We start from the raw sequence: 21,213 nt of genomic DNA, 5'->3' as shown, positions 1-21,213 counted from the left end.
CTCACATCTCGGTGAACAGCTGGCGTCGGGCACCTTCGGTAATGGCGACAATGCCGGGGTGCTTGACCTTGCGTTCCACCGAAATGGCGTAGAACGACTCGGTCACCGCGTCGGTCTGGCCAATCAGTTCCACGCCGTATTGGCGTATCACTTCATCGGCAATCACGCTTGGGCCGATGAAGATCCCGCTGCCGGATTGGCCGAAAGCCTGCATCAAGGCGCTGTCATCGAACTCGCCGACGATGCGCGGCTGGATCTGCTGCTCGGCAAACCAGCGCTGCAAGCGACTGCGCACCACGGTCTCCGGTCCTGGAATCAGCAGCGGTGCGCCGTGCAGGCCGCGGGGGAAATCCTGACCGTATTGCGCCGCCAGTCCAGCAGTGGCGAAGAAGCTGATCCCGCATTCCCCGAGTTTCTGGCTGTAGCCCTTGATGTCCAGGTGCGAGGGCATCGGGCTGTCGGAAATCACCAGGTCGAGCCGCTGGATCGCCAGGTCGGCGAGCAGGCGTTCCAGTTTGTCTTCGCGACAAGTGATGCGCAGCGGCTCGCTCAATTCCATGGTCGGCGCAATCAGGCGATAGACGATGGATTTGGGCACCACATCGGCCACGCCTACCCGAAACAGAATCTGTTGCTCGTTGGGCTGGGCTCGCAGCATCAGCTCCAGTTCGCCGCCCAACTGGAACATTTGCTCGGCGTAGGGCAGGGTCTGACGACCGGCTTCGGTGAGTTCCAGCTGCCGGCCGACCCGCCGAAAAAGCTCGATGCCATAGGTTTGTTCGAGCAGGGAAATCTGCCCGCTGATGGTCTGCGGCGTCAGATTCAGTTGCTCGCAGGCGCGCACGATGCTGCCGGTCTTGGCCACCACCCAGAAGTAATGCAGCTGTCGATAGTTGAGCATGACGACCTACAGTTCGTTAAATCCGAAGTATAGCCGCTAAAAATACGAATTTTCCTGAAGTGTTTGCCTCCCTAGAATGCCCCGCTATCGACGGGTGGCCTTTTCGCCCTGTCTGTTCTATCGAGGAAAGCATCATGAAGCTTAAAACCACGGCACTGCTGATCACGTCTTTACTGGTATTGGCCGGTTGTGACCAGGCCGAAAAAAGCGCTCAGCAACTGATGGGCAAGGCTGCCGAAACCGCCAAACAAGCGATCGACGATACCCACAAAGCCGCAGAGCAAGCGATCAGCGATGCCACGGGTGGTCTGATCAGCAAGAAAGAACAATCGGCCAAGGAAACGGACAAAACCGAATCTTCGTCCCAGGAAATCTAAACCGTCTTAAACGAGTCAGGACTGACCCATGGAATACCTTTTAGAACTTGCTGCAAGCCCCACTGCCTGGGTCGCCCTGGCTACATTGATCGTGATGGAAATCGTGCTCGGCATCGATAACCTGATCTTCATTTCGATCCTGACCAACAAACTGCCCGAGCAGCACCGGCAGAAGGCGCGGCGCATTGGTATCGGCATGGCGCTGATCCTGCGACTGGCGCTGCTGAGCACCATCGCGTTCATCGTCCAGTTGACTGAGCCTGTGATCGATATCTTCGGCCAGACGTTCTCCTGGAAGGACATGATCCTGATCGCCGGCGGCCTGTTCCTGTTGTGGAAGGCGACCACCGAGATCCATCACAGCATGGACCCGGCGCCGGATGATCCAACGTCGGCCACCTCGACCGTGACCCTGGGCTTCGCTGCCGCTATCGGTCAGATCCTGATGCTGGACATGGTGTTCTCCATCGACAGCATCATTACCGCTGTCGGCATGACCGAACACTTGCCGATCATGATCATCGCGGTGGTGGTGTCGGTACTGGTGATGTTGCTGGCGGCTGACCCTCTGGCCAAGTTCATCAACGACAACCCGACAGTGGTGATGCTGGCGCTGGGCTTCCTGATCATGATCGGCATGACGCTGATCGCCGAAGGCTTCGGCGCCCATGTACCGAAAGGCTACGTGTATGCAGCCATGGCGTTCTCGGCGACGATCGAGAGTTTGAACATGATGTCACGGCGGGCGAAGCAGAAGCGTTTAGCCGCTGAAGCTTAACTCGCGTCAAACGAAACGGCCGCCTGCGCTCGAAAGAGCCCAGGCGGCCGTTTTTGTTTGGATACGTAAGGGGGGCGGTCAGTGCGCGGCAGCGTGCTGTTCAGTGGTTTTATCGGGTTTCGCCATTGGCGCCGACTGAACCGGATGATGGTGCCGACGGGTAATGCGCAGGACTCCCCATAACATGGCGGCGGCAACGGCCAGCCAGCCAGAAATCAACATCACAATGGTCATCGCCAGGCTCATCAGTGCCTCCTCTTCGCCCTGCTGCGGGCACACACTCTTTGCACATGACAGTCTAGTCGCTGCTGTGTTTCAGACTATTGACCAAAGGTCGGCTGTCACCAATCAGTTCGCTCTATCGAATGCCATCATCTGCCGCTTAAGGCTATACCGCTGCCGCGCGGCGTCCTATGATCGACGGCCAAGCCGGGAGCGCGGATGCCTGGCGTCTAAATCAAGAGAGTGATGATGGTGCGGGTATTTTCTCGAGTTCGGTCTTTAGTGCTGGTCGTTGGCTGCGTTGCCGGTCTGGCGGGTTGCGCGGGGAGTGTGGCACCGGAAATCAAGCGGCTGCCGGAGCGCGTCGAGCTCAGTGGCACGTTCTACCGTGGCGTGGCGAATCAAAGTGGGCCGCAAGTGCTGGCCAGCATGTTGTCCCAGCAAGGCATTGTGATAACGCCAGGGTTGCTCGAAAAACCGTTGCATTTGCCGGGTGCCGAAGCCCAGTTACAGCAGAACATGCAGAACCTCGCTCGCGAGTACGGCATGGTCGTCTATCCCCTCGACAGCAATCTGCCGGCACTATTGACCCAGGTTGCGGCCGGTTACCCGGTCATGGTGCGTTTCACCGAAGGCTCGGCGTTCTGGGCTGAACCGCGTTACGCCATTCTTGCCGGGTACAACCGCCAGAAGCAGACCGTGCTGCTGCGCTCGGGCATGAACCGTCGAGAGTTGATGGGCTTCGGTTCGTTTGAAGCGGCGCTCAAGGATGCCGGTGGCTGGGCCGTGCTGATCCAGAAGCCGAATCAATTGCCGGCCAATGTCGATCAACAGCGATGGCTCAAGGCCGCGAACGACCTTGCCCAGGCAGGTCAGGAGCAGGCAGCCGCCAGGGCGAAGAAAGCGCTGAGCGCGCAATAAGTCCGTTCGTCATTTGCCGGGCACCCTTGCACTTTGCCGACTTCTAATGAAGTAGGGCCCGGATTTCTCCGGGCCGGATTCAAAGGAGGCGCCCATGGCACATTCCAAGACCCCTGTCGGCCCGCATTCGTCTGAGCATTCTTCGGGTGATGAGTTGGGGTTCGATCCCGATTCACCGGACCTCGCCGATCCTCAGGTCGACCCCATCGGACCTGCCAAGGCACCCAGGGATGTGAAGCCGGGCGACAATCCCAAGGCTCCCGCGAAGCCTTACGATCCACTCGCCGATCTGAAACCCTGAGCCTGAGTGAGGTGCGTATGTCTACCGATTCGAGTTTCAACGACAAACGTCCGGACAGCGTTCCAACCACGCCTGAAAAAGACATCGACCCTGTGATGGATCCGAACGATCCATTGAGGGATCCCTTGGCGCGTCCGATGGTAGTGCCAACGGAACATCCCCACGGCACGAGAGATCCGAGTGCCGGGGATGGCATTCCGGATGACGACCAGATGCCGTTGCCCAATGATTAACGCTGGACGAAAAAAGCCCCGAAGAATCGGGGCTTACTTTTACCTGTTGTTTATTTCGACGCTTCAACCACGCTGCTCTGACGATGCTTGAGATTCTTGTCGGATTTGTACTGCAAGGCTACAGATGGCACGTTGGTGCCCCTGCCGGTTTCAACCCAGCTGCGAATACGGCTGGCATCGGCAAAGTGTGTGTACTTGCCAAAGGCGTCGAGGATGACCAGCGCAACCGGGCGATTGCCCATGCTGGTGACCAGCACCAGGCAGTGACCGGCTTCGTTGGTGAAGCCGGTTTTCGTCAGCTTGATGTCCCAGTTCGGCTTGTTGACCAAGTGGTCGGTATTACGGAAACCCAGGCTGTAGTTGGGTTTACGGAACGAGACGGTTTTTTGCTTGGTCGTACTCAGTTCAGTCAGTAGCGGGTATTTGTGCGCAGCGATCAGCAGTTTGCTCAGGTCGCGGGCTGTGGACACGTTGCGAGGGGAGAGGCCGGTGGGTTCGACGAAGTGTGTACTGGTCATGCCCAGTGCTTTTGCTTTGGCATTCATCGCGGCAATAAACGCGACGTAGCCACCTGGATAATGATGGGCCAGGCTGGCAGCCGCGCGATTTTCCGAGGACATCAGGGCAATCAGCAGCATTTCCCTGCGCGGCAATTCGCTTTTGAGTTTCACCCGGGAGAACACGCCTTTCATTTCCGGCGTGTCGCTGATGTTGATCGACAGGTATTCGTCCATGTTCTGTCTGGCTTCAACCACGATCAGCCCAGTCATCAACTTGCTGACGGAAGCGATCGGCTTAACCACGTCAGGATTACTGGCATAGATGATTTTGTTGGTCTGCAGATCCATCAGCAATGCGCTGCTGGAAGCGAGCTTCAGTGTTGACGTATCTCGCGGCGCTGAAGTGGTGTCGGCAGCGTTGACGGTTGGCGTGGTGAAAGTCCCGGTAAATGCAAAAAATAGGCTCAGGATGGAAAGACGGATTTTCACGCTGGCAGACTCGTTAGGTGTGGATAAACCGTTCTGTAACGGGTTGTTTCTTTAAAAACGACGCATTTTAGGAGTATGGCTGAAGAACTGTCGATGGTTGATCAATGAACAGGTCAAAGTCCTTGAAAACCCCTACAACCTGTAGGTTTCCGGCGAGCGGTAGTGTTTTAAATCCAGGCAAAAAGAACCCCGCCAATGGCGGGGTTCCTTTGTTCGTCGCAGCAATGAAGTTGCGAACTCAGCTGTGCAGTGTTTCGGCTGCGTACAGCGTGTTTTCCAGCAGGCAAGCGCGCGTCATCGGGCCAACGCCACCCGGGACCGGAGTGATCCAGCCAGCGCGGGGCAGGGCGGTGTCGTAGATCACGTCGCCAACCAGTTTGCCGTCTTCCTGGCGGTTGATGCCGACGTCGATCACGATCGCGCCTTCCTTGATCCACTCACCCTTTACCAGCCCCGGCTTGCCGGCAGCGACCACCACCAGATCGGCACGACCGACGTGGCCTGCCAGATCCTTGGTGAAGCGGTGGGTGACGGTCACAGTGCAGCCGGCCAGCAGCAGCTCCATTGCCATCGGGCGGCCAACAATGTTGGAAGCCCCGACAACCACTGCGTCCATCCCGTAGAGATCGACACCAGTGCTTTCCAGCAGCGTCATGATCCCTTTAGGGGTGCACGGACGCAGCAGTGGAATGCGCTGGGCAAGGCGGCCGACGTTATAAGGGTGGAAACCGTCGACGTCCTTGTCTGGACGAATGCGTTCCAGCAATTTGGAGGCGTCCAGGTGTTCAGGTAAAGGAAGCTGAAGCAGAACGCCATCAATCGCCGGATCGTCGTTCAGGCGATCGATCAGATCGGTCAGTGCTTCTTGAGTGGTTTCGGAAGGCAGGTCGTAGGCTTGGGAAATGAAGCCGACCTCTTCACAGTCTTTACGCTTGTGCGAGACATAAACCTGAGAGGCGGGATCGCTGCCGACCAGGATCACCGCGAGACCGGGCGTGCGCAGACCTTGCTGGCGACGCTCGTTGACGCGTTTGGCGATCTGCTGGCGCAGGCTGGCGGCGATCGATTTGCCGTCGATTAGTTGTGCAGTCATTGCGCGTGATTAACCATCGAGAGGGGAAAAAAAGAGAACGCATTCTCGCATGTCATGAGGTGAGGGCAAAGGCGCTTGGTCTGCAAATTCCCCTAACCCCTTTAATTAAATGAATTTTTTTTAAAAAAGAGTTGACGACCTTCAGGGTCACCTATAACATTCGTCGCACTTGTCGGGCACAGCCTAGCACTGGTTAAGAAGGTCGAGCAGAGTTGATGTTTGATTCGGTGAGACTGAAAGCACTTAGTTTGTAATCGTCCAAGAATACAGATTAACAAGGCGCCCGTAGCTCAGCTGGATAGAGCATCCGCCTTCTAAGCGGATGGTCGCAGGTTCGAGTCCTGCCGGGTGCGCCATTAGGCAGCTTTGGCACAAGTAACGCAACATGGCAATATGGTGGGCGTAGCTCAGTTGGTAGAGCACGGGATTGTGACTCCCGTTGTCGAGGGTTCGATCCCCTTCGTCCACCCCATATTTAGAAAGGCGCCAGATTAACAGTCTGGCGCCTTTGCTTTAAAAGCTTGATGCGGATGTGGTGGAATTGGTAGACACACTGGATTTAGGTTCCAGCGCCGCAAGGTGTGAGAGTTCGAGTCTCTCCGTCCGCACCATTTACAAGTAGCTATTTAATAGCAGAAAACGGCGCAGCACCTGAAAAGGGCTGCGCCGTTTTTGTTTCAGAAGTCTGAATTTTCAAAGCGGCCGCAAGTTCTGGGTCGAGAGGGCGGCTAGGATCGTCGAATTTATGTTTCTCGATGATGCTGATTCGCCCGTTGGTCCCCTTGTGGGGTCGACTGTCAGGGATGGATTGCCGATGCCTTCTATATATAGAAGGATTGGTGCAGAGCCCTGGCATGATTGGCTGTGTTTGCTAACAGGGCGCGGCACAACCGTTTGTCCCCGCCTATAAATTGCCTGCTGCTTTTTTACCCGTTTTCAGTAGGGTGACTTCTTGAGTTTGACCCACTAGAATGCATGCCCTTGATTCTGGGGTCGGAAACGGCCGGCTAACGTCTGTGCAACGAGGAATATCCATGCAAGTTTCTGTTGAAAATACTTCTGCTCTTGAGCGCCGCATGAGCATCACCGTGCCGGCTGAGCGCATCGAGAGCCAGGTCAACAAGCGTCTGCAGCAGACCGCCCAAAAGGCCAAGATTGCTGGCTTCCGTCCAGGCAAAGTGCCAATGAGCGAAATCAAGCGCCGTTTTGGTGCTGATGCGCGTCAGGAAGCGGTCGGTGACGTGATCCAGTCCTCTTTCTACGAAGCTGTCGTTGAGCAGAAGCTGAACCCGGCTGGCGCTCCTTCGATCGAGCCGAAATCGCTGGAAGCTGGCAAAGACCTGGAATACGTCGCGATTTTCGAAGTGTTCCCTGAGTTCACCGTTGCCGGTTTCGAAGGTATCGCGGTTGAGCGCCTGAGCGCTGACGTGGCTGATGCCGATCTGGACAAAATGCTGGAAGTGCTGCGCAAGCAGAACACTCGTTTCGAAGTGGCCGATCGCGCTGCTCAAACCGAAGACCAGTTGAACATCGATTTCGTTGGCAAGGTCGATGGTGAAGTGTTCGCTGGCGGTTCCGCCAAAGGTACTCAGCTGGTTCTGGGTTCCGGCCGCATGATTCCTGGTTTTGAAGACGGTCTGGTTGGTGCTAAAGCCGGCGAAGAGCGCGTTCTGAACCTGACTTTCCCAGAGGACTATCAGAACCTCGACCTGGCAGGCAAAACCGCTGAGTTCACCGTAACCGTGAACACTGTTTCCGAGCCAAAGCTGCCAGAACTGAACGAAGAATTCTTCGCTCAATTCGGCATCAAGGAAACGGGTCTGGAAGGCTTCCGCACTGAAGTTCGCAAGAACATGGAGCGTGAACTGCGCCAGGCGATCAAATCCAAGGTCAAGAATCAGGTAATGGACGGTCTGCTGGCCACCAACCCGATCGAAGTGCCGAAGGCTCTGCTGTCCAACGAAGTTGACCGTCTGCGCGTGCAGGCTGTTCAGCAGTTCGGTGGCAACATCAAGCCTGAGCAACTGCCAGCCGAGCTGTTCGAAGAACAAGCCAAGCGTCGCGTCGTGCTGGGTCTGATCGTGGCTGAAGTGGTCAAGCAATTCGACCTCAAGCCTGACGAAGCCCGCGTTCGTGAAATGATTCAGGAAATGGCTTCGGCTTACCAGGAGCCTGAGCAGGTTGTGTCCTGGTACTACAAGAACGACCAGCAACTGAACGAAGTTCGTTCGGTTGTGCTGGAAGAGCAAGTTGTGGATACTGTTCTGCAGAAAGCTAGCGTGACCGACAAATCGGTCTCTTACGAAGAAGCAGTCAAGCCGGTAGAAGCTCCACAAGCCGACTGATCGTTTTTGCGGTAAGAAGCACACACCATAAGCCAGCCTTCGTGCTGGCTTATGCGTATTCAAGACATAACTATTTGGGAGTGACTGCAGAGCATGTTCCGTAATTCGTATATTCAGCAGAACTCTGATATCCAGGCCGCAGGCGGCCTGGTCCCGATGGTTGTCGAGCAGTCAGCTCGTGGCGAGCGCGCCTATGACATCTATTCGCGCCTTCTCAAGGAGCGAGTGATCTTTCTGGTTGGTCCGGTAGAGGACTACATGGCCAACCTGATCTGTGCGCAATTGCTGTTCCTTGAAGCGGAAAACCCGGACAAGGACATCCATCTCTATATCAACTCCCCGGGCGGTTCGGTAACGGCGGGCATGTCGATTTATGACACCATGCAGTTCATCAAGCCAAACGTGTCGACCACCTGTATCGGTCAAGCGTGCAGCATGGGCGCGTTCCTGCTGACCGCCGGTGCCCAGGGCAAGCGTTATTGCCTGCCGAACTCGCGTGTGATGATTCACCAGCCACTGGGCGGTTTCCAGGGCCAGGCTTCGGATATCGAAATCCATGCCAAGGAAATCCTCTTCATTCGTGAGCGTCTCAACACGCTGATGGCCAAGCATAGCGGGCGCACTCTTGAAGAAATCGAGCGCGATACCAACCGCGATAATTTCATGAGTGCAGAAGCCGCGCGTGAATACGGGTTGATCGATGAAGTGATCAATCAGCGCCCCGCTTAAAATAAGCAGCTCAAAATAGGGTTGGTCGGCGCGTCCGATCACCAGCGGGCTTGAAAAAGCCCGCAATAGCCTTCATCTTGTGTTGCAAGCCTATCGGATTTGGATCGAACGAATGACTGACACCCGCAACGGCGAGGACAACGGCAAGCTGCTCTATTGCTCCTTCTGTGGCAAAAGCCAGCATGAAGTGCGCAAATTGATTGCCGGCCCCTCGGTCTTTATCTGCGACGAGTGCGTCGACCTGTGCAATGACATCATCCGTGAGGAGGTGCAGGAAGCCCAGGCCGAAAGCAGCGCGCATAAATTGCCTTCGCCTAAAGAAATCAGCGGCATCCTTGATCAGTACGTAATTGGTCAGGAGCGTGCGAAAAAGGTTTTGGCCGTAGCGGTGTACAACCACTACAAGCGCCTGAACCAGCGTGACAAAAAGAATGACGATGTCGAACTTGGCAAGAGCAACATCTTGCTGATTGGCCCGACAGGCTCGGGTAAAACCCTGCTTGCTGAAACACTGGCTCGCTTGCTGAACGTTCCGTTCACCATCGCCGACGCAACCACCCTCACCGAGGCAGGTTACGTGGGCGAAGATGTCGAAAACATCATTCAGAAGCTGCTGCAGAAGTGCGATTACGATGTGGAAAAGGCCCAAATGGGTATTGTCTACATCGATGAGATCGACAAGATTTCGCGCAAATCTGACAACCCGTCGATCACCCGGGACGTTTCCGGTGAAGGCGTGCAGCAAGCCTTGCTCAAGTTGATCGAAGGCACGGTCGCTTCCGTACCGCCTCAAGGTGGTCGCAAGCATCCGCAACAGGAATTCCTTCAGGTCGACACCCGTAACATCCTGTTCATCTGCGGTGGTGCGTTCTCCGGTCTGGAAAAGGTTATTCAAAACCGTTCCACCAAGGGCGGTATCGGTTTCAACGCGGAAGTGCGCAGCAAGGAAGAAGGCAAGAAAGTCGGTGAGTCCCTGCGTGAAGTCGAGCCTGACGATCTGGTCAAGTTCGGTCTGATCCCGGAGTTCGTCGGTCGTCTGCCGGTACTTGCCACGCTGGACGAGCTTGATGAGGCTGCGTTGATGCAGATTCTCACCGAGCCAAAAAATGCCCTTACCAAACAGTATGCCAAGCTGTTCGAGATGGAAGGTGTGGATCTGGAATTCCGGGCCGACGCTCTGAAATCGGTCGCTAAACGTGCCCTGGAACGTAAAACCGGTGCCCGTGGACTGCGTTCGATTCTCGAAGGTGTATTGCTCGACACTATGTATGAAATCCCCTCGCAGTCCGAGGTGAGTAAAGTAGTGATCGACGAAAGCGTTATAGAAGGCAAGTCCAAGCCACTGTATATCTACGAAAACAGTGAGCCGGCTGCCAAGGCAGCGCCAGACGCCTAAGCGTCCAGCTGCTGTAATAAAGAAGGGGCCTTCGGGCCCCTTTGCTTTTAGCGCGTTTTAACACCTTCTTTAAGCTTGTTTTTTTTGAAGGTAGCCCCCATCTTGGTTTCAAGCTCACTTCCATCTGTTTACGGCCTTATGGCCGCCGTAGAGGCGAAATCATGAAGACAACCATCGAATTGCCTCTCCTGCCATTGCGTGATGTTGTGGTTTATCCGCACATGGTTATCCCGCTGTTCGTGGGGCGTGAGAAATCCATCGAAGCCCTCGAGGCAGCGATGACGGGCGACAAGCAGATCCTTCTGCTGGCTCAGAGAAACCCTGCTGACGACGATCCCGGTGAAGAAGCACTTTATCGTGTAGGTACCATTGCTACCGTTCTGCAGCTGCTCAAGCTGCCTGACGGCACGGTCAAGGTTTTGGTTGAAGGTGAGCAGCGGGGCGCCGTTGAGCGCTTCAGCGAAGTGGACGGCCACTGCCGTGCCGAAGTCTCATTGATCGACGAAGTCGACGCGCCAGAGCGCGAGTCGGAAGTGTTCGTACGCAGCCTGCTGGCTCAGTTCGAACAATATGTGCAGTTGGGCAAGAAAGTCCCCGCTGAAGTCCTGTCGTCTCTAAACAGCATTGACGAACCAGGCCGCCTGGTCGACACCATGGCCGCACACATGGCCCTGAAGATCGAGCAGAAGCAGGAAATCCTCGAAATCATTGATTTGTCGGCCCGGGTCGAGCACGTTCTGGCGTTGCTGGATGCCGAGATCGACCTGCTGCAAGTCGAAAAACGCATTCGTGGTCGCGTCAAAAAACAAATGGAGCGCAGCCAGCGCGAGTACTACCTGAATGAGCAGATGAAGGCCATTCAGAAAGAGCTCGGCGACAGCGACGAAGGCCACAACGAAATCGAAGAGCTGAAAAAGCGCATCGATGCCGCCGGTTTGCCGAAAGACGCCTTGGCCAAAGCCCAGGGTGAACTGAACAAGTTAAAACAAATGTCGCCAATGTCTGCGGAAGCGACCGTGGTGCGCTCGTATATCGACTGGCTGGTTCAGGTGCCATGGAAGGCGCAGAGCAAAGTGCGCCTGGACCTGGCGCGCGCCGAAGACATTCTCGATGCAGACCACTATGGTCTGGAAGAAGTCAAAGAGCGGATCCTCGAATACCTCGCCGTGCAAAAACGAGTGAAGAAAATTCGTGGTCCGGTGTTGTGCCTGGTCGGTCCTCCCGGGGTGGGTAAAACCTCTCTGGCGGAGTCGATTGCTCACGCCACCAACCGCAAATTCGTGCGCATGGCCCTCGGTGGCGTGCGTGATGAAGCGGAAATTCGTGGTCATCGCCGTACCTATATCGGTTCGATGCCAGGAAGATTGATTCAAAAGATGACAAAAGTGGGCGTCCGCAACCCGCTGTTCCTGCTCGATGAAATCGACAAAATGGGCAGCGACATGCGTGGCGATCCGGCATCGGCGTTGCTGGAAGTGCTCGATCCTGAGCAGAACCACAACTTCAACGATCACTATCTGGAAGTCGACTACGACCTGTCCGATGTGATGTTCCTTTGCACCTCGAACTCCATGAATATTCCACCCGCCTTGCTGGACCGGATGGAAGTGATTCGTCTGCCGGGTTACACCGAAGACGAAAAGATCAACATTGCCGTCAAGTACCTCTCGCCAAAGCAGATTGCTGCCAACGGCTTGAAGAAAGGCGAGCTGGAATTCGACGCTGAAGCGATCCGCGACATCATCCGTTACTACACCCGCGAAGCCGGTGTACGTGGTCTGGAGCGCCAGATTGCCAAGGTTTGCCGCAAGGCGGTCAAAGAGCACGCGATGGAAAAACGCTTCTCGGTGAAGGTCACTGCCGAGATGCTCGAACACTTCCTGGGCGTGCGCAAATTCCGCTACGGTCTGGCCGAATCTCAGGATCAGATCGGTCAGGTAACCGGGTTGGCATGGACTCAAGTGGGCGGCGAATTGCTGACCATCGAAGCCGCTGTCGTGCCGGGTAAAGGCCAGTTGATCAAGACCGGTTCCCTGGGTGACGTCATGGTCGAATCGATCACTGCGGCCCTGACCGTTGTTCGCAGTCGTGCGAAGAGCCTGGGGATTCCCCTGGACTTCCACGAGAAGCGCGACACGCACATCCACATGCCGGAAGGGGCAACCCCGAAGGACGGCCCTAGCGCCGGTGTGGGCATGTGCACGGCTCTGGTGTCGGCATTGACCGGGATTCCTGTGCGCGCGGACGTCGCCATGACTGGCGAAATTACGCTGCGTGGCCAGGTGCTGGCGATTGGTGGTTTGAAAGAAAAACTGCTCGCAGCTCACCGTGGAGGAATCAAGACGGTGATCATTCCTGAAGAGAACGTACGCGATCTGAAGGAAATTCCTGACAACATCAAGCAAGATCTGCAGATTAAACCGGTTAAATGGATTGACGAGGTCCTGCAAATTGCGCTGCAATACGCGCCGGAGCCCTTGCCAGATGTAGCTCCAGAGATAGTTGCAAAGGATGAAAAACGCGAGTCTGACTCTAAGGAAAGAATTAGCACGCATTAGTACGCATTTGCCTGGGTGGCTTGTTGACAGCTTTTTAGAGCCCTTGTTATAAAGCGGCTCTTAAGTGTCTGTAGGCCATTCAGCACTCGTTTTTGCTTTCACCAAAAAACTTAGAATCATACTCAAATAGATATAAGGGGACTTAGAGTGAACAAGTCGGAACTGATTGATGCTATCGCTGCATCCGCTGATATCCCGAAAGCTGCTGCTGGCCGTGCGCTGGACGCTGTAATCGAATCCGTCACTGGCGCTCTCAAGGCTGGCGACTCTGTTGTTCTGGTTGGTTTCGGTACTTTCTCCGTAACCGATCGTCCAGCTCGCATTGGTCGTAACCCACAGACCGGTAAGACGCTGGAAATCGCAGCAGCCAAAAAACCAGGTTTCAAAGCCGGTAAAGCACTGAAAGAAGCTGTCAACTAAGTTCGATTCAGGTTTTTGCCTATCCGGGTCGGGGTCATGCCTGACCTGGCAGCGGAGCGGTAGTCCAGTCGGCGAGTCGCCGATCCGAGACGCCGAGGCTCGCACGTTCGAGTCATCGGTCCGCTCCGCCAGTTACGAGAAGGCGCATCCTCGGATGCGCCTTTCTTCTATCCGGATTCTACCCACGCTCCACGGTTGCCTAATTTTGAAGTTCAACCGTTTCTGGGGGACGCATGCTGCAGAATATCAGGGACAATTCACAAGGCTGGATTGCCAAGACCATTATCGGGATCATCGTTGTACTGATGGCTTTCACCGGTATCGAGGCCATTTTTCAGGCGACGACCAACAGCCAGGATGCGGCCAAGGTCAATGGTGAAGAAATCAGCCAGAACGAGCTGAGCCAGGCGGTCGATATGCAACGCCGTCAGCTCATGCAACAGCTGGGCAAGGATTTCGATGCTTCCTTGCTCGACGAAAAAATGCTGCGCGAATCGGCCCTCAAAGGCCTGATCGATCGCAAGCTGCTGCTGCAAGGCGCAGAAAACTCGAAGTTCGCTTTTTCCGAAACTGCTTTGGACCAGGTGATCCTGCAAACGCCTGAATTCCAGGTTGATGGCAAGTTCAGCCCAGAGCGTTTCGACCAGGTTATTCGCCAACTCGGCTACAGCCGCATGCAGTTCCGCCAGATGCTGGCTCAGGAAATGCTGATCGGTCAGTTGCGCGCGGGCCTGGCAGGCAGTGGTTTCGTTACCGACGCACAGGTTCTGGCATTCGCCCGTCTGGAAAAACAGACCCGCGATTTCGCTTCGCTGAACGTCAAGGCTGAACCGGCGGCGGTGAAGCTGACCGACGATGAAGTCAAAGCCTATTACGACGAACACGCCAAGGAATTCATGACGCCGGATCAGGTGGTCATTGATTACGTGGAGTTGAAGAAGGCTTCCTTCTTTGATCAGGTCAGCGTCAAGGACGAAGACTTGCAAGCGGCGTATCAGAAAGAAATCGCGAACCTGTCGGAACAACGTCGGGCCGCGCACATTCTGATCGAAGTGAACGACAAGGTGACCGAAGCGCAAGCCAAGGCCAAGATCGAAGAGATCCAGGCACGTCTGGCAAAAGGCGAGAAGTTCGAAGCCCTGGCCAAGGAGTTCTCCCAGGATCCTGGTTCGGCGAGCAACGGCGGTGACCTTGGCTATGCCGGTCCTGGCGTCTACGATCCAGCCTTCGAAACAGCGCTGTATGCGCTGGCCAAGGATCAGGTCTCGGCGCCGATCCGTACTGACTTCGGTTTCCACCTGATCAAGCTGTTGGGCGTGGAGGCACCTGAAGTGCCGACGTTCGCCAGCCTGAAAGACAAGCTGACCCGTGAGCTGAAAACCCAGCAGGTCGAGCAGCGTTTCGTCGAGGCGACCAAGCAACTCGAAGACTCGTCGTTCGAAGCCTCCGATCTGGCTCAGCCGGCGCAGGACCTGAAGCTCACTGTGCATACGTCCAAACCGTTCGGCCGTGAAGGTGGCGAAGGTGTTGCGGCCAACCGTGCCGTGATCACTGCAGCGTTCAGTCCTGAAGTGCTGGATGAGGGTGCCAACAGCACCGCCATCGAGCTCGATCCGGAAACCGTGATCGTGCTGCGCGCCAAGGAGCACCTGAAGCCTGCGCAACTGCCGCTGGAAAGCGTCGCTGCCAGTATTCGCGTGCAACTGACCAAGGAGCACGCCAGTGCTGCCGCCAAGACCAAGGCTGAAGAGCTGATTGTCAGCCTGCGCGAAGGCAAGACTCCGCTGGACAAGGCGATCGACGGTCAGAGCTGGAAAGTGACCCAGGCCGCTACTCGTGGCCAGGAAGGGGTTGACCCAACCGTGCTGCAGGCACTGTTCCGCATGCCGAAGCCCGTCGCCAAGGACAAGCCGACCTTCAGCAACGTGACTCTGGCTGATGGCAGCCTGGTGATTGTGCGTCTGGACGGCGTGAACGAAGCGGCTGCGCCGACCGAAGAAGAGAAGGCTCAATACCGTCGCTTCCTCGCTTCGCGCATTGGCCAGCAAGACTTTGCGGCCTACCGCAAACTTCTGGAAAGCCAGGCTGAGATCAAACGCTTCTGATGCCTGACTGAGTTTTGCGCTACACAAAGACCCCGGCCGAAAGGCTGGGGTTTTTTATGGGTGAAACGAAAGCAGCACGGGTTATCCGTCGCCTGAATAATTTACCGTGCGACTTTTTGCTGTAAATGACAGTCAGTAGACTTGTAACTGTTTTAAGACACTAATCGATACTCCGCTAAGCATCGATCTGTTGCACAATACGCCCCGGACCGTTTTCCTCAGGATGTTCAATGTTTAAATCAATTCCCATGCGTGTTGCAGGGCTGGCGTTGGTGCTGGCCGCCGCGGCCGGTTGCTCGTCGAAGAAAGCCCCTATCTACGAGCATGAGAACTTCGACGACTCCGGAACGTTTTCGCGCAGCTACCCGGTGACTGATGCGCAGACGTGCGAAGCCGCCCGTCGGGCGTTGCTCAGCCAGGGCTACATCATCACCAGCTCGGACCCGAAACTGGTCAGCGGACACAAAAGCTTCCAGCAGACCGGCGAGACCCACATGGAGATCAGCTTCAGTGTGGTCTGTGCCGATGACGGCAGTGAGGGGCGCCACGCGACCATGTTCGCCAACGCCTTGCAGGATCGTTATGCGCTGAAGAAGACCAACAACTCCGCCAGCGTTGGTGTGGGCGTGCTGGGTTCTGTGTCGATGCCGATCGGTTCGTCCGACGACTCGATGGTCAAGGTTGCCAGCGAAACCGTATCGTCACCCAAGTTCTACGAACGTTTCTTTACCTTGGTCGAATTGTTCCTGCCGCCGGAAGCGAAAAAAGCCGCGCACATCCAGGAAAAGCCGAAACCCGATCTCGGCGTGCCTGAAGCCAAGGCCGCACCGGCTCCGTTAGCGCCGACCCCGGCACCTGCGGCAGAACCCGCGCCGGCGCCTGCTGAAGCTGCTCCAGCAGCCTCTGAGCCTGTGGCACCGCCACCTGAAGCTGCTCCGATTGCTCCGGCCGACAACGCCGAGCCGGCATCGACCACGGAAACGGTCACTCCGCCGCCCGAATCAAGCCTGCCGCCACCCACCGAGCCTATTTCGGCCATTCCTGTTTCAGGCCAGTAATCGTGCTCTGACGCTGCGGGACCGGTTCAGACAAATCCGCTCCCGTAGTGCGCTGTTAAATTGATCCGCGTCAACCAGGCCGTTGTCCTACAGCCTGTATCGAAAAAATCCTGTGATAAATTCCTGACCGCCTGCTACGTTTTATTAAGTAGCCGCTGGGCGGCGTGCCTGCGTCATTTTTCTTTCACGTGGGCACTTTATGCTCGGGGCGCTGGTCATTTATTCAGGCGTTTTTTCAACGAGCCGTGGGAGATTCAAAATGGATGAGTATCAAGAAGAGCTGCTCGAGTATCAGGCGTTTGAACTGGACCCGCTGGAACCGGCCGAAGACGCTACCGAGCTATAAGCGTCAAGCGGATTGGCGATGACTGCGGCGAAACTCGCCGGGAGTCTGACCGCTCCAGCGTTTGAAGGCCCGTTGAAAGGCTTCGGCCGAGGCAAAGCCCAGCAGGTAGGCGATTTCTCCGAACGCCAGTTCGGTATCGCGGATGTAGGTCATGGCCAGGTCGCGACGCGTGTCATTGAGGATCGCGCGAAATTGCGTGCCTTCCTCGGCGAGTTTGCGGCGCAAGGTCCAGGTTGGCAGTTTCAGGCGTGCCGCCACTTCTTCCAGGTCGGGTTCCCGGCCACCATTGAGCAATGGCCCCAGTAACTGAGTGATGCGTTCACGCAGGCTGCGGGTGCGTGTCAGTTGTTCCAGTTCTCGCTCACACAGTTGCAGCAAGTGTCGCCAGGTGCTCGGGCAGTGTTCCGGGTTGCGCTGGGCGAGGCTGGCAAGGCTCAAGCGCAGTTGATTGTGCTCGCAGCCAAACTGGATCGGGCAGTCGCCCAGCACTTCATACGCCGTTCGGTAATCCGGCTCTTCAAACTCGATCTCGATACGTTCGGCCCGCAATGGGGCAGGGCTGACGCTGGACAATTGCTGCAACCAGCCAGCGATGATCGAGTCCACCACGAAGCGGTTATAGGCGTTGTAGGGGCTGATGGAGTAAAACCGCAGCCATGCACCTTGGGCGTCTTCGTGAAAGCTCGATTGACCGCGATAGTTGGAGCCATATAAGGCTTCGAAGCGAATCAGGCAGCGCGCGGCTTCACGTACCGTCGGCGCCTGAGCGGCCGTGACCCCGGCCAGGCCGACCTGGCTCAGGCGACTGAGCTGGCCCATGCGCAAACCGAGTGCCGGGTCGTCGGTCAGTTGTATGGCGCTGTGGCCCAGGCGCATGTAACGCGGGATCGAGAGCCGAGCCCCCGCTTCGCTGAGGCGCGCGGCGTCGAGGCCGTATTGTTCGAGCAGCGGCTGAGGGTCCACGCCATGGCTGCGCACGGCGTCGGCCAGGCTATGAACAAAGCCCACCGACAGATCGCCGAGGCGCATCGGCAACGGTTTCATCGGTTACAACCAGAGGTTCAGCAAACGCGCGCCACGGGCATTGCCGTCGACGAACTGCTGCCCATTGCTGCTGAGAAAACTTTGACCGGCGCTGCCCTGATCCCAGAACTGACCGCGCAGGAACACGCTCATGCCGGCGATTGCCTGGCTGCTGGGCGGTTGAGCGGTGAGTGTCAGGCGATGCCAGGCTTGTCCTTCGCTGAGTTCGCCGGCCTTGAGACTGACCGAGCCAGGCGTCGACAGCCCCTTGTAACCGCGCCACGGTTGGTCCCAGGTGCCGCGCCCGAGCACAAACGCCGGGACTGCGACGAACTGCGCACCCTGGCGGTCGAGCTTGCGGTAGTTGTCCGGATACCAGCTGTCGCTGCCGATCAGCACGCCCAGGCGTCCGGCCGGGGTATCGACGACGTTGAGCGTATGCTCGCCATTGGCGGCAATGACTTCATGCTCATCGAAAATCGGGTGCATCTGGCGCTGGGGTTGGCCGATCGGCAAGCCATCGCGACCGAATACCACGCTGCTGTTGTACAACGCGCCGCGGCCGATTTTCAGGGTGCCGTCGATGATGCTGGGCTCAGGTAGCACGATAGAACCCGCCACCAACGTCACGTGGAATTCTTTCGCCAGTCCACCAAACAGTGCCTGGTAGTCCTTGGCCATGCCTTTGGCCTTCATGCGCAGGTGCGCGTCGTCCAGACGTTTGTCGCCCTCGGCGCTGATCAGTGCGCGGAGGAACTTCAGTGGGTTGCTGACCGCCAGCCAGTTCATGGCTTCCTTGAGCGTGGCGGCCTGGTACAGCTCATCTTTCTCGCCGCTGACCATCAACCAGGTGCCGACATGTTCGGGCAGGACGACGATGGTTTTTTCATTCAGCAGGCCCTGGTCCTGGGCCTTTTGCAAATAAGCCGCCAGCTTGCGGTGCAGGCGCTCGGGGCTTTGATAGTCGGTGGGAAACAGCTCGGGCTGGATGCCCAGCAGGTTGCCGCGATCGGCGGGTGTGCCTTGGTCGACCGCGAGGTTGATGCGCAGGTCCGACAGGTAATGACCCACCGGACGGTCCGCGGCCCACATGGCGTAGGTCGTAAGGGCGGCAATCAATGCCATGGAGAAGGTCAGGTACAGAAGTTTGCGCATGGGGAAACAGTCAACGGCCGTGTGCAGGATTCGCGACTAGGGTAGGGCGCATACCGGCGCTTGCCAAGGGGCGCTGCACATTTGGATCAATAAGTTGTCAGTTACGGTCATTGAGTGACAGCGGTGCGACTCTTAGTCTGTTCAACATGACTGACGGGGGCCGTAGAGCTCCTGCACTTTTTCCGTGATCGCTCGATGTGGAGTTACCGATGGCCGCCGCTCATTACCCGCACCTGTTGGCCCCGCTGGACCTGGGTTTTACCACGTTGCGCAATCGTACCCTGATGGGTTCGATGCACACCGGTCTTGAGGAAAAGCCCGGTGGTTTCGAGCGCATGGCGGCGTACTTCGCCGAACGTGCCCGTGGAGGCGTCGGCCTGATGGTCACTGGCGGTATCGGCCCGAACGACGAGGGCGGGGTGTACTCTGGCGCAGCCAAACTGACCACCGAGGAAGAAGCGCTCAAGCACCGGATCGTCACCCGCGCGGTGCATGAGGCGGGCGGCAAGATCTGCATGCAGATCCTTCACGCCGGGCGTTATGCCTACAGCCCGAAACAGGTCGCGCCTAGCGCCATTCAGGCACCGATCAACCCGTTCAAGCCAAAAGAGCTGGACGAGGAAGGCATCGAGAAGCAGATCAGCGATTTCGTCACCTGTTCGACCCTGGCGCAACAGGCCGAGTACGACGGTGTCGAGATCATGGGCTCAGAAGGTTATTTCATTAACCAGTTCCTCGCCGCCCACACCAACCACCGTACTGACCGCTGGGGCGGCAGCTATGAAAACCGCATGCGCCTGCCGGTGGAAATCGTCCGTCGGGTGCGCGAAGCGGTAGGCCCGAACTTCATCATTATCTTCCGCCTGTCGATGCTCGATCTGGTGGAAGGCGGCAGCAGCTGGGAAGAAATCGTGACGCTGGCCAAGGCCATCGAGCAGGCCGGTGCGACGATTATCAACACCGGCATCGGTTGGCACGAAGCCCGGATCCCGACCATCGCCACCAAAGTGCCGCGCGGGGCGTTCAGCAAAGTCACGGCCAAGCTGCGTGGCTCGGTGAGCATTCCGCTGATCACCACCAACCGGATCAATACCCCGGAAGTGGCCGAGCAGATTCTGGCCGAAGGCGATGCCGACATGGTTTCCATGGCGCGACCGTTCCTCGCCGACCCGGACTTCGTCAACAAGGCCGCGGCCGGCCGTGGCGATGAAATCAACACCTGCATCGGTTGCAACCAGGCTTGCCTGGACCACACCTTTGGCGGCAAGTTGACCAGTTGCCTGGTGAACCCACGCGCCTGTCACGAAACCGAGCTCAATTACCTGCCGGTGCAGCAGATCAAGAAAATCGCGGTGGTCGGTGCCGGTCCTGCGGGTCTGTCCGCAGCGACTGTGGCCGCCGAGCGTGGTCATCAGGTGACACTGTTTGATTCGGCCGGCGAAATTGGCGGCCAGTTCAACATCGCCAAGCGTGTACCGGGCAAGGAAGAGTTCTTCGAAACCCTGCGCTACTTCAACCGCAAACTGCAGACCACCCATGTTGAGGTGTGCCTGAACACCCGTGTCGACGTGGCGAAACTGGTTGAGGGCGGTTACGACGAAATCATTCTCGCCACCGGCATCGCGCCAAGAACCCCGGCGATTCCGGGTGTCGAGAACGCCAAGGTGCTGAGCTACCTGGACGTGATCCTGGAGCGCAAACCGGTGGGCAAGCGCGTCGCGGTGATCGGCGCCGGTGGTATCGGATTTGATGTCTCTGAGTTCCTGGTTCACCAGGGCGTCGCCACCAGCCTGGATCGCGAGGCGTTCTGGAAGGAGTGGGGCATCGATACGCATCTGCAAGCGCGCGGCGGTGTCGCCGGCATCAAGGCTGAACCGCACGCACCGGCGCGTGAAGTGTTCCTGTTGCAGCGCAAGAAATCCAAGGTCGGCGATGGCCTGGGTAAAACCACTGGCTGGATTCACCGCACCGGTCTGAAAAACAAGCAGGTACAGATGCTCAACAGCGTCGAGTACCTGAAAATCGACGACGAGGGGCTGCACATTCGCATCGGCGAAACCGGCGAGCCGCAGCTGCTGCCGGTGGACAACATCGTGATCTGCGCCGGGCAGGATCCGCTGCGCGAATTGCACGAGGGGCTGGTGGCAGCCGGGCAGAACGTGCATTTGATTGGCGGCGCGGATGTGGCAGCGGAGCTGGATGCCAAACGCGCGATCGACCAGGGGTCGCGGTTGGCGGCTGAACTCTAACGTGGATCGTTCCC

18 protein-coding genes, 3 tRNA genes and 1 pseudogene are annotated in these 21,213 nt (G+C 57.2%); 16 read left to right on the top strand and 6 right to left on the bottom strand.

From position 1 onward, the window contains the following. Position 1 precedes the first annotated feature (1 nt). Positions 2 to 901, bottom strand: coding sequence for a transcriptional activator NhaR (gene nhaR, locus BLW70_RS24810; protein ID WP_074878467.1), 900 nt, complete (start codon positions 899 to 901; stop codon positions 2 to 4). Positions 902 to 1,035: 134 nt separating this feature from the next. On the opposite strand from nhaR, the gene BLW70_RS24805 reads away from it, so the two are divergent. Further along, on the top strand, positions 1,036 to 1,278 hold the full coding sequence (locus tag BLW70_RS24805) for a hypothetical protein (protein ID WP_074878465.1): 243 nt from the start codon (positions 1,036 to 1,038) through the stop codon (positions 1,276 to 1,278). Positions 1,279 to 1,306: 28 nt separating this feature from the next. Then, positions 1,307 to 2,056: a TerC family protein gene (locus tag BLW70_RS24800; protein ID WP_074878463.1), complete on the top strand. Its 750-nt coding sequence runs from the start codon at positions 1,307 to 1,309 to the stop codon at positions 2,054 to 2,056. 78 nt (positions 2,057 to 2,134) lie between these two features. On the opposite strand, the gene BLW70_RS30865 is transcribed toward BLW70_RS24800, so the two are convergent. Continuing rightward, positions 2,135 to 2,302 carry a hypothetical protein gene (locus BLW70_RS30865; protein ID WP_162842864.1) on the bottom strand — a complete coding sequence of 56 codons (168 nt, stop codon included), beginning with the start codon at positions 2,300 to 2,302 and terminating at the stop codon, positions 2,135 to 2,137. Positions 2,303 to 2,469: 167 nt separating this feature from the next. Here BLW70_RS30865 and BLW70_RS24795 point away from each other — a divergent pair. The 3 genes and pseudogenes from BLW70_RS24795 (at position 2,470) to BLW70_RS24785 (ending at position 3,733) form a co-directional block, all read left to right on the top strand. Then, positions 2,470 to 3,199 (top strand): annotated as a pseudogene (locus tag BLW70_RS24795) (peptidase C39 family protein). Positions 3,200 to 3,293: 94 nt separating this feature from the next. Further along, positions 3,294 to 3,500, top strand: coding sequence for a DUF6021 family protein (locus BLW70_RS24790; RefSeq protein WP_074878458.1), 207 nt, complete (start codon positions 3,294 to 3,296; stop codon positions 3,498 to 3,500). Positions 3,501 to 3,517: 17 nt separating this feature from the next. Then, complete coding sequence (locus BLW70_RS24785) at positions 3,518 to 3,733, top strand: hypothetical protein (RefSeq protein WP_074878456.1); 216 nt, start codon at positions 3,518 to 3,520, stop codon at positions 3,731 to 3,733. Between the two features lie 50 nt (positions 3,734 to 3,783). On the opposite strand, the gene pbpG is transcribed toward BLW70_RS24785, so the two are convergent. Then, the gene (pbpG, locus tag BLW70_RS24780) at positions 3,784 to 4,722 is read right to left on the bottom strand and encodes a D-alanyl-D-alanine endopeptidase (RefSeq protein WP_074878453.1); all 939 of its coding nucleotides are present in this window, start codon (positions 4,720 to 4,722) and stop codon (positions 3,784 to 3,786) included. Between the two features lie 238 nt (positions 4,723 to 4,960). After that, complete coding sequence (folD, locus tag BLW70_RS24775; RefSeq protein WP_008148421.1) at positions 4,961 to 5,815, bottom strand: bifunctional methylenetetrahydrofolate dehydrogenase/methenyltetrahydrofolate cyclohydrolase FolD; 855 nt, start codon at positions 5,813 to 5,815, stop codon at positions 4,961 to 4,963. 279 nt (positions 5,816 to 6,094) lie between these two features. Between folD and BLW70_RS24770 the strand changes: the two genes are divergently transcribed. The 10 genes from BLW70_RS24770 (at position 6,095) to BLW70_RS24725 (ending at position 16,426) form a co-directional block, all read left to right on the top strand. Then, a tRNA-Arg gene (locus tag BLW70_RS24770) sits at positions 6,095 to 6,171 on the top strand. A 40-nt stretch (positions 6,172 to 6,211) separates the two neighbouring features. After that, positions 6,212 to 6,287, top strand: a tRNA-His gene (locus tag BLW70_RS24765). Positions 6,288 to 6,341: 54 nt separating this feature from the next. After that, a tRNA-Leu gene (locus BLW70_RS24760) sits at positions 6,342 to 6,426 on the top strand. A gap of 423 nt (positions 6,427 to 6,849) precedes the next feature. Beyond that, the gene (gene tig / locus BLW70_RS24755) at positions 6,850 to 8,160 is read left to right on the top strand and encodes a trigger factor (protein WP_074878450.1); all 1,311 of its coding nucleotides are present in this window, start codon (positions 6,850 to 6,852) and stop codon (positions 8,158 to 8,160) included. A 93-nt stretch (positions 8,161 to 8,253) separates the two neighbouring features. Beyond that, on the top strand, positions 8,254 to 8,889 hold the full coding sequence (gene clpP, locus BLW70_RS24750) for an ATP-dependent Clp endopeptidase proteolytic subunit ClpP (protein ID WP_007901795.1): 636 nt from the start codon (positions 8,254 to 8,256) through the stop codon (positions 8,887 to 8,889). A 112-nt stretch (positions 8,890 to 9,001) separates the two neighbouring features. Further along, positions 9,002 to 10,285, top strand: a complete 1,284-nt coding sequence (clpX, locus tag BLW70_RS24745) for an ATP-dependent Clp protease ATP-binding subunit ClpX (protein ID WP_007946893.1) — start codon at positions 9,002 to 9,004, stop codon at positions 10,283 to 10,285. Positions 10,286 to 10,446: 161 nt separating this feature from the next. Then, positions 10,447 to 12,843, top strand: coding sequence for an endopeptidase La (gene lon / locus BLW70_RS24740; protein WP_074878448.1), 2,397 nt, complete (start codon positions 10,447 to 10,449; stop codon positions 12,841 to 12,843). A 147-nt stretch (positions 12,844 to 12,990) separates the two neighbouring features. After that, a complete protein-coding gene (locus BLW70_RS24735; RefSeq protein WP_002552737.1) occupies positions 12,991 to 13,263 on the top strand; it encodes an HU family DNA-binding protein in 273 nt (90 codons plus the stop codon). A gap of 233 nt (positions 13,264 to 13,496) precedes the next feature. Then, on the top strand, positions 13,497 to 15,368 hold the full coding sequence (locus BLW70_RS24730; RefSeq protein WP_074878446.1) for a SurA N-terminal domain-containing protein: 1,872 nt from the start codon (positions 13,497 to 13,499) through the stop codon (positions 15,366 to 15,368). A gap of 230 nt (positions 15,369 to 15,598) precedes the next feature. Next, entirely contained in the window at positions 15,599 to 16,426 is an 828-nt protein-coding gene (locus BLW70_RS24725; protein WP_074878445.1) for a DUF2242 domain-containing protein, read from the top strand. 349 nt (positions 16,427 to 16,775) lie between these two features. Here the strand turns inward: BLW70_RS24725 and BLW70_RS24720 are convergent, their stop codons facing one another. After that, complete coding sequence (locus BLW70_RS24720; protein ID WP_074878443.1) at positions 16,776 to 17,816, bottom strand: AraC family transcriptional regulator; 1,041 nt, start codon at positions 17,814 to 17,816, stop codon at positions 16,776 to 16,778. A gap of 3 nt (positions 17,817 to 17,819) precedes the next feature. Beyond that, a complete protein-coding gene (locus BLW70_RS24715; RefSeq protein WP_074878442.1) occupies positions 17,820 to 18,950 on the bottom strand; it encodes a carbon-nitrogen hydrolase family protein in 1,131 nt (376 codons plus the stop codon). Positions 18,951 to 19,159: 209 nt separating this feature from the next. Between BLW70_RS24715 and BLW70_RS24710 the strand changes: the two genes are divergently transcribed. Further along, entirely contained in the window at positions 19,160 to 21,199 is a 2,040-nt protein-coding gene (locus BLW70_RS24710; protein WP_074878440.1) for an oxidoreductase, read from the top strand. Positions 21,200 to 21,213 lie beyond the last annotated feature (14 nt).

This window comes from Pseudomonas frederiksbergensis (assembly GCF_900105495.1).
GTDB lineage: Bacteria > Pseudomonadota > Gammaproteobacteria > Pseudomonadales > Pseudomonadaceae > Aquipseudomonas > Aquipseudomonas frederiksbergensis.
The sequence above is the reverse complement of the archived record's forward strand: the minus strand, read 5'-3'. Positions and strand labels throughout refer to the sequence as shown.